The 8,955-nt window shown below is 43.5% G+C and carries 11 protein-coding genes; 10 read left to right on the top strand and 1 reads right to left on the bottom strand.

Annotated elements, in window-relative coordinates; translation table 11 throughout:
• Positions 1-173: 173 nt before the first annotated feature.
• The 8 genes from B2751_RS12760 (at position 174) to B2751_RS12725 (ending at position 6,314) form a co-directional block, all read left to right on the top strand.
• The gene (locus tag B2751_RS12760; protein WP_290775116.1) at positions 174-875 is read left to right on the top strand and encodes a hypothetical protein; all 702 of its coding nucleotides are present in this window, start codon (positions 174-176) and stop codon (positions 873-875) included.
• A 57-nt stretch (positions 876-932) separates the two neighbouring features.
• Entirely contained in the window at positions 933-1,622 is a 690-nt protein-coding gene (locus B2751_RS12755; RefSeq protein WP_290775114.1) for a hypothetical protein, read from the top strand.
• Positions 1,623-1,666: 44 nt separating this feature from the next.
• Positions 1,667-2,365 carry a hypothetical protein gene (locus tag B2751_RS12750; protein WP_290775112.1) on the top strand — a complete coding sequence of 233 codons (699 nt, stop codon included), beginning with the start codon at positions 1,667-1,669 and terminating at the stop codon, positions 2,363-2,365.
• Positions 2,366-2,395: 30 nt separating this feature from the next.
• The gene (locus B2751_RS12745) at positions 2,396-3,100 is read left to right on the top strand and encodes a hypothetical protein (RefSeq protein ID WP_290775111.1); all 705 of its coding nucleotides are present in this window, start codon (positions 2,396-2,398) and stop codon (positions 3,098-3,100) included.
• Positions 3,100-3,792 carry a hypothetical protein gene (locus B2751_RS12740; RefSeq protein WP_290775109.1) on the top strand — a complete coding sequence of 231 codons (693 nt, stop codon included), beginning with the start codon at positions 3,100-3,102 and terminating at the stop codon, positions 3,790-3,792. The genes B2751_RS12745 and B2751_RS12740 overlap by 1 nt, the downstream gene beginning before the upstream one ends.
• 15 nt (positions 3,793-3,807) lie before the next feature.
• A complete protein-coding gene (locus B2751_RS12735) occupies positions 3,808-4,497 on the top strand; it encodes a hypothetical protein (protein WP_290775107.1) in 690 nt (229 codons plus the stop codon).
• A 15-nt stretch (positions 4,498-4,512) separates the two neighbouring features.
• Positions 4,513-5,226: a hypothetical protein gene (locus B2751_RS12730; RefSeq protein WP_290775105.1), complete on the top strand. Its 714-nt coding sequence runs from the start codon at positions 4,513-4,515 to the stop codon at positions 5,224-5,226.
• 161 nt (positions 5,227-5,387) lie between these two features.
• Positions 5,388-6,314, top strand: a complete 927-nt coding sequence (locus B2751_RS12725) for an LCP family protein (protein ID WP_290775103.1) — start codon at positions 5,388-5,390, stop codon at positions 6,312-6,314.
• A 39-nt stretch (positions 6,315-6,353) separates the two neighbouring features.
• Here the strand turns inward: B2751_RS12725 and B2751_RS12720 are convergent, their stop codons facing one another.
• The gene (locus tag B2751_RS12720; RefSeq protein WP_290775101.1) at positions 6,354-7,505 is read right to left on the bottom strand and encodes a hypothetical protein; all 1,152 of its coding nucleotides are present in this window, start codon (positions 7,503-7,505) and stop codon (positions 6,354-6,356) included.
• A gap of 199 nt (positions 7,506-7,704) precedes the next feature.
• On the opposite strand from B2751_RS12720, the gene B2751_RS12715 reads away from it, so the two are divergent.
• Both B2751_RS12715 and B2751_RS12710 read left to right on the top strand, forming a co-directional pair.
• Positions 7,705-8,436, top strand: a complete 732-nt coding sequence (locus tag B2751_RS12715; RefSeq protein ID WP_290775099.1) for a YveK family protein — start codon at positions 7,705-7,707, stop codon at positions 8,434-8,436.
• A 62-nt stretch (positions 8,437-8,498) separates the two neighbouring features.
• A partial coding sequence (locus tag B2751_RS12710) for a CpsD/CapB family tyrosine-protein kinase (protein ID WP_422653606.1) occupies positions 8,499-8,955 on the top strand: 457 nt, incomplete at its 3' end.

Here is an 8,955-nt window from a genome sequence, read left to right as displayed (position 1 = left end):
GCGAGTGTCCTCTATAGCTTGAAGCCAAGTATCAAAGTGACGGACGTCGAATCGATTCTTCGTAAGTCAGCGAAGGACCTCGGCAAAAAAGGCCGTGACACGACTTACGGATACGGTCGCTTGAATGCTGATCGTGCCGTTCAGCTCGTGAAATAAGGAAAGTAGGTCGAACGATGAAACGAATTTTATGTGTTCTCCTGATTGGTGTCCTCTGTGTGAGCGGAACCCTCGAAGGACAGGCAGCGTCAAAAGAAGAACAGCAAACATTAAACGATTATCGGAAATTGAAGTTCGGACTGACGCTGACACAAATCGCAAAAGTCGTGTACGGTTCGTCGTACAAGGAGCATCTAACACAAAAGAATGGTGCGACGGTCTTAAAGCAAAAAGCGAATTGGGCAAAGCAGGATAAAGGATACCGGTCCCGGTCGTATTCATTCATGAATCAATCGAAGACCCTTCCGAGTCGGACGACACTTGAGTTCTATACGAAGAAAAATGGAAAAACGTATTATCTCGCACAAAAAACGATTCAATTTTTAGCGGATACGAATACAGGACTTCGGGAGAGCACGCGGACACTGAAGCATGTGACGTATGTTCAAGGAGATGAGACAGAAAAAGAGCTCGACGCACTGTTGTCAGGAAAAGGGTTAGGTCAGGTTGGCATGCGTTGGTCATGGGACTTTACATCCGTCCAGACGAAACAGGAACGGAAAGCGTACAAGTATAAGGGACGGATCAAGATTTATATCTTCCAAAGCTCTAATCCAAAGAAGCAAATCGATATGACGATGAAGTTCGATGATCAGCAGGAACAATATAAGGTCAACAACTATAGACTCATTCCGATTGAATCACCTAAAACAAAATAAGCAGACAATCATGTCTAACAGTCATCATGAAGGAACAAGGAGAAAGGAAACATCAAAATGAAATTACTCGTAAAACTGATCGTCCTCGTAATCATAGCGATGTCGGTCTTGATTCCGAATACGATATCGGCAGCCTCAAAAGAAGCACTGCAAATCAAGCAAGAGTACAAAACACTCAAATTCGGCATGACGCTGACGGAAGTCGCGAATACGATGTACGGAAAAGAGTACCGAAAGTACATCAAGAAAAAAGATGGGAGAGTCGTCTTTACGAAAAAACCGGGCACGACCGGTAACGAACAAGGTTATCGGTCCCTCGGATATGTACTGGATCGTCCCTCTAAAAACCTTCCAACAACAACACTTCTTGAATTTAGTACGAAACAGCATCAGAAGACATATTACCTGACACAAAAAGCGCTGTACTATCAAGGCGATACGGAGAATGGCTTGTACGAAAATAGCCGGACCGTTGTGAAATCGTCGGCACTCCGCCATGGAATGACAGAGAAACAGCTTAATCAACTGGTGACAGGTAAAAAGCTCGGACAGGTGTCGATGTATCTGAGCTGGAACGTTTCATCCGTCATAAAAAAAAGTCCGATGAAGAATGGACGCTATAAAATCTATCAATTCCACCGATCACATTCGAAAAAAATCGAAGTCGTCCCCTTGTCCTATAACACGAAGAAAAAGCGATATGAGGTTGACACAGAAATCGGGATTTCATTGAAGTACGAAAAATGAATAATGATGATGTATAGAGTCATCAAAGAGAGAGGGAAGCAGGTATGAAGCGCATCATCACGTGGTCATTCTGTTTAGTATTACTGCTTAGTCTGTTTGTTCCAGGAACGGTATCCGCAGCAACAAAAGTAGAAACGCTTGCGACGACACAGTACAAGGGCTTAAAAAATGGAATGACGATGGAACAAGTCGCTCAAGTCCTGTATGCCAAGTCGTATCAAAAACACTTCAAGAAAAGAAACGGATCGACTGTCTTGAAGCTTCCAATCAACTTTGAAGGAAGCGACGAAGGACATAAGCAATTAATCCATGTCATCTCTGATTCGACAAAACAAGATCTCCCGACCGAACTTGTCTTACAGTTCATGACGAAGCAAAAGAGTACAAGCTATCGATTAGTGACAAAAGCACTGTTCATCGAACGAAAAACAAAGACGGGATATCGCGAAAGTACACGGACGCTCGTCAAAGGTGCGACACTCAAGAACGGGATGACGGAAAAAGAGCTCGATGCAAAATTGACGGGCAAGGGTCTTGGCAACTGGACGATGCTCGGTCATATGGATACAACGTCTGCTTATACGCTAGATGAACAAAAACGAGGATTTGCTGACGTGTTTCGAGTGAAGGAATATGTCTTTAAATCGACGACGAATAAATGGCAACATGTCGAGTTGACGTATGACGAACAAGCGAAAACCTATAAAGTCAGTGACATTCGGACGATTCAGACTAAAAACTAAAGTAACAGGAATGGAAAGAGAGTGGAATGGATGCAAAAATGGATCAAATCGAGTTTCGTCTGTCTGATGGCAATCGTATTACTTAGCGGTGGCTCGGTCTCAGCGGCAACAAAGAACGAACAACAATTCACCGATTCTTTGAAGAACTATTCGTTCGGGATGACGGTGACGGAGTTTGCTAAGCAGATGTACGGCAAGTCGTATCAAAAATACTTAACGAAGAAAAATGGATCGACTGTTCTCAAACATGATGTAAAGAAAGTTATTTCAGAAGAATCTGTCGATAGCCTTCAGTATTTCTTCTATGATCAAACGAAACAAGAGCCGATGCATGTCATGCAAATCATGTTCATGAAAAAGCCGAAGAACAAGCTCTATCGTCTTGTATTCAAAGGCGTTGACATGAAACGAGATAAGACCGTAAGGCAAAGTACGAAACAACTCATGACAGGGAAACGGATTCGATTCGAAATGACTACGGAACAAGTAGATGCTGTCTTGACAGGAAAAGGGCTCGGTGATTGGATGACGTGGGCTGTGATGGATTATAGATCGGTCTTTACGAAACGAGAGTTGAAAAACATTGGATTCGGAAAGGCAAAAGTGAAGATTTACATCTTCCAGACGGACAAAAAGAATAAGCAGAAGCGCGTCAGGATGCATGATACGGGTAAAGGTTATGTCGTCACAGATATCATGACGGTTTCCGGTGCGACCGAAGATGGTGGGTTCTGATGCATAATTGGATTATGAGGCGATTCCTTCTCATAGTAGTTCTAGCAACAGTTTGCCTTAATCCAGTAACAGCGGATGCAGCAACAAAGGCTGAGACAATCGCAACGAAACAATATCGTGCGTTAAAACCGGGGATGACAGTGGAGCAAGTCGCAAAAGTCCTCTACGGCAAGACATACAAAAAACAACTGAAGATGAAAAATGGTTCACAAGTTTTACGATTGAACACAGAGATCGAGATGGAGGAATGGGATCGGAACGTTCTTCTCTATGATCTCGTGAATCGAAAAGTTGAATTCCCGTCAGCAATCGGTGTCCTGATGTTCATGACGGAGACAGGTGGAACAAAGTACCGGCTGACGATGAAACAAATGGAGTTCAAGCGTGACACGGCAGCAGGATTTCGGACGAGTGATCGTAAACTAATCAAAGGTGCGAAAATCAAGAACGGGATGACAGAACAACAAGTCGATCGACTACTGACGGGGAAAGGACTCGGAGCATTCGGAACACTCGGTCTAGCTGATACGACATCTGTCCTTCGAAAAAAAGAAATTAAAGCAGGGAAAGCGACGATCATTCATACGAAATCATACGTTTTTCCGACAGCAACGAATCAGTGGCAGTATGTCTTTTTCATCTATGACACCAAAAAGAAAACGTATCGTGTCGAAAGTCACGATCGTTATTAAAAAGGAGCTTGGAATATGAACACGACATTCATGAAAATCACGGTGGCGACAATCATCGCGGGATCAACACTCTTTAGTGGAACAGCATCTGCTGCAACGAAAGTCGAGACGACAGCAACGAATCAATACACAGCACTCAAAGCGGGTATGACGATGGAGCAAGTCGCAAAAGTCTTATACGGTAAAGATTACAAAAAACAATTAACGACGAAAAGCGGTTCACAAGTATTGAAGACGAAAGAAGAGTTTAAGGACGTTGAAGATAAACGTAAGGAAATTTATTACGAAATCTATGATCGGAAGGCAAAGATTCCTCCGACTTTGATGTCGCTCGGTTTCATGACGAAAAAGAACGATTCCGTGTATCGTCTTATTTCGAAACAAGTCGAAATGGGACGGAATACATATTCCGAATACCGAGAAAGTACACGGAAGTTAAACGCGGGCGCTAAAATCAAGACGGGAATGACGGAGAAACAACTCGATGGTCTGCTCTCGGGGTCTGGTCTTGGGGAATGGGCTGGATTGCTTGAGGAAGATGCACGAAGCGTCTTCAGTGCGAAAGAAATCAAAGCCTATGAGATTGAAGCGTTTAAAGGAAAACTGTATGTCTTCCAAAAATCGACGAAATCACGCATTTACGTTGAGATGAGCTATGACACGAAAAAGAAAACCTACATTATTGAAAATCACGAGACATTCTAAAAAGGGGATAGGAAGATGAAAACGACATTTATGAAATTGGCTGTAGCAGCAGTCATCGCAGGATCGACACTTTTTAGTGGAACGGCATCAGCTGCAACGAAAGTCGAGACAACAGCAACGAATCAATATACAGCACTTAAAGCGGGTATGACGATGGAGCAAGCAGCAAAGGTCTTGTATGGAAAAAGTTATAAAACACAACTCATCAAAAAAAATGGTTCCACGATGCTGAAGAAAAAAGCAAAAACGAGTTCAAATGGAGAAGGCCAGAAAATCGCTAACTATCAGTTTTTTGATACAAAAGCAAAAGTGCCACCAGTGACGACGGATTTGACATTTGTGACAAAAAAGAAGGACTCGGTTTATCGCTTGACGATGAAGATCATCAATATCACGGCAGATACGAAGCTTGAGGCGCGTGAAAGTAAGATGCAACTCGTAAAAGGCGCGAAACTAAAAGAATGCATGACGGAAAAACAGTTAGATGCTGTTCTGACAGGAAAGGGTCTCGGAGACTGGATGACTTTGATGACAATCGACTTCACAAGTATTGCTACGAAGAAAGAAATCAAAGACGGCGTAGCGGGTCCGGAATCGATAAAAGCCTACGTCTTTCAAACAACGGATCCTAAAAAACGAATGGTTGTGAATCTCGACTATAACAGTAAGAAAAAAGTTTTTGAAGTATTCGATTTTGAAAAGGTTTCGGCTAATTCACCACTCTATTAAGTCTTTTCAGAGGTAAAGAGTCTACTTTGTAGTAGGCTCTTTTTTTCATCTTTTCCCGTTTTTGACAAATCATGCTCAAATTTCGTTATACTCGGACTGTAAGTTTTTTCATGCATAACCGATACTAATGAGAAGCAAAACACAGAAGGGAATGGACGCAGTTGGAACGAGTAAAGAAAAAACGTAAGGTGAAAAAACGCTGGACGCCACTGAAAATCATGCTATTGATCGCACTTGTCCTCGTCGTCGGTGTCGGCGGATTCATCGGCTATACATATTATCAAGTCGACCAGACGGTCAAAAAAATTCAGTCGCCCGTTAAGAATACGGGAGATAAAGTCGTCGAAGAGCAAAAGCCGGTCTCGGTGCTATTACTTGGTGTCGATCAACGACCAGGCGAGCGGGGGCGTAGTGACTCAATCATGGTCATGACACTGAACCCGACACGAAATGAAAGTCGCTTGATCAGTATTCCCCGGGACACAAAGGTTGATATCGTCGGTCATGGGACGAATGATAAAATCAACCACGCGTACGCATTTGGTGGACCAGAGATGACAATCAAGACGGTCGAAAAATTCCTCAATATCCCGATCAACTATTATGCGGAAATCAACATGGAAGGATTTACGTCTCTAGTTGATGCCGTCGGTGGGGTGACGGTCAATAATGATTTGGACTTTACCGTCAGCGGGACACACTTCCCGGTCGGTAAAGTCAACTTAGATGGAAAATCAGCATTAAAGTTCACACGGATGCGTTATGAAGATCCACGTGGTGACTTTGGTCGACAGATGCGCCAGCGGGAAGTCATCGCCCAAGTTGCGAACAAATTGTCGTCCGACGTTTCAGTCAGTAACTTCAACGCCATCATGGATGTCGTCGGGAAGAACGCACAAACGAACGTTTCGTTCAAACCGATGCGGACACTCGCATTTGATTATATGGATGCCTTCCGTAACCAGAAGAACCTCAAGCTTGAAGGCACGGGTGGAAAAGAAGGTGACGGAATCTATTACTGGCACCCGACAGACGATTCGCTGAAAGAAACACAAACGGCATTACGCTATTCACTCGATATGGAATGATAAAAAGCACCGAATCCGTGAGGATTTGGTGCTTTTCGTTTAAAACGATTGTTCAGCTAGACGAATCCGACTGATTGTTCCGTCTTTCGCAAAACGCTGAAGACGATACGAGTTACTTGTGACGAGTCCGGTTGTATCCGTTTCGAGTTGAAGCGGAGCGAGTGAGGCTAATTGCTCATTCGTAATGTTCGTCTCCGTCCAGTCAATGGCGATGACTTTGTTGTCCTTCAAGACAAAAAAGTGCTTTCCGTAGAATAGATAGTCATGCAATTCATCATTGAAGGTCCGATCAGCTGGTCCATAAAGACTATTCAGTTCTTCACTACTTTTGCCGATAAGGTCAATGAGGGTCCCGGTAACAAAACTTGTATCGAGGTTATCGTTCGCCCACGTCAAGAGTGTTTCGTCAGCGAGTGGTTCACCTGCAAGTCGTTTTGTCGTATCGACTGTTTTGATGAATCCAGTTAAATCATCCGATAATTCAATTTCAGTCACACCGTCTTTTTTCTTGACGATACGATATCCATCACCGAAGTCAGCTTCGTAGAGTAATGTCGTCATGGCTTCTTCTCGGTAGATGTTACTGGAACGTGTTTTAACATACAAAACGTCATCAACAGCTGTAGTGTTTTTTGTTGCTTTTGGTTTCTTTTCTTTCGTTTTTTCAACCGTGACTGGTTTTTCGACAGTCGCTTTTGGTGTCGTATCTGCAGAACCTGCGAAGTACGTCGAATAGACATAGGTTCCACCAGCGCCAAGTAAGAAACAAAGAATTAACAGTGCGATCCAGCCCCAAGGTAATGATCGTTTTGCTCCAGCATGCTTGATTTCTTTCTCTTTTTTACGTCGTTTTGGTTCCGGTTCACGATGACTCCGTGACAGAGTGGGAAGTGGTTCTTCTTCCTCGTCCGGAAGTGGACCATCTTCGTCCAAGATTGGACGAGCAACCAACGTACCGTAAAAATCTGCTAGTGTCGCATGATGTTTTCCAGCGAGGAATGCATTCCATTCGTCGACCGTGACGGTATCTTCGTCATAAGGAATCAGCGGCGGTTGACCGGTAATTCGGATCATCGTATCCGTCAAGGATTCCGTCGAAGCAAGACTCGAACGGATCCGTTCATGAAGTCGTATGATGTCTTCTTTTGAGTGAGAAGTATAGAATTGAAGCGCTTGTAGCGAGCGATGCATAAAGAAATTCCTCCTATGTCGAGATACGGAAATGAATGTAAAAAGTAACAATTCATCTTTTATTATACGCAATGTTTTTCAATAAACGTATGTCATTTCCTAAAAAAACATCAACCATTTCCCAAATATTTGTTATACTGAGTCCTAGTTGATGTAGGAAAGTCACTGAATTAGACAAATAAAGGAGAATAATTAGACCATGAATGAAACGATTAGCTTGCAGGAATTATTTTCGATTTTACGTAAATCGTTCTGGCGCATCTTGGCGTTGACGATTGTCGCCGCGCTCATCTCATTTGCCGTCAGTAGCTTTTTGATCAAACCGACATATCAAGCAGGAACACAAATTCTCGTCACACCAAAGAAACAAGACAATGAAGTCATCGATGCACAATCCGTCCAGTCGTCTGTCACATTGGTTAATACATATCGGGTCATCATTAAAAGCCCAGCGATTTTAGAACAGGTTCAACAAGAAGTTCCAAACGCACCAACAAACGTAGATGCTTTGAACAAGATGGTCACAGTCGAAAGTGAACAAAACTCACAGGTCATTAACGTCTCGGTCCAAAGTACGGATGCGGCACTTGCATCAAACTTGGCAAACTCGATCGCAGAAGTCTTTAGTTCAGATGTGCAAAAATTAATGAGCGTTGATAACGTTACCGTCTTGTCGACATCAGGCATCCCAACTTCACCTGTTAGTCCGAATATCATTTTAAACACAGCGATCGCAGCAGTTGTTGGATTCTTACTCGGTGTCGGTCTTGCGTTCTTACGTGAAGTACTCGATCGTCGCATCCGGACAGAAGATCAGGTCCAACAAATTCTTGATCTCCCGGTACTCGGTAGTATCCCGGATATCGACAGTAAAGTATTCAAGTCATCGTCAAAAGCAGCAAAACGAGAGGCGGTCAAACAATATGGCTAAGAAGAGCAAAATGAACAAAGATGCACGGAAACTGATTACGGTCACGCAACCGAAGTCACCTGTTGCTGAGCAGTATCGAACAATCCGGACGAACATTGAATTCATGGCNNGCTTACGCGCAACAAGGGAAAAAAGTATTGATTATCGATACGGATATGCGTCGCCCAACGGTTCATTATACGTTCCGTGTTGCGAATGGTCTTGGACTTTCGAGTCTTTTGACACGCCAAGCGGAAAAAGACAAAGCCATCTTACCAACGAAAGTCGATAACCTATCAATTTTGACAGCCGGTCCGATTCCGCCGAATCCAGCGGAGCTCTTGTCGTCACGTGCGATGGAACATCTAACGGAACAACTACGCGAAGAATTCGACATCATCATCTTTGACGCACCACCATTGTTGCAAGTCGCCGATAGTCGGATTACTTCGAAACTAACGGATGGTGTCGTTCTTGTCGTCGGTTGTACGACATCTGATCGTCAACGAGTGTTAAAAGCGAAAGAACAGCTTGAACTGG

This window comes from Exiguobacterium sp. UBA6282 (assembly GCF_002440475.1).
Classification (GTDB): Bacteria; Bacillota; Bacilli; order Exiguobacteriales; family Exiguobacteriaceae; genus Exiguobacterium_A.
Note: the sequence above shows the minus strand (reverse complement) of the source record. Positions and strands in the feature narration are given on the sequence as shown.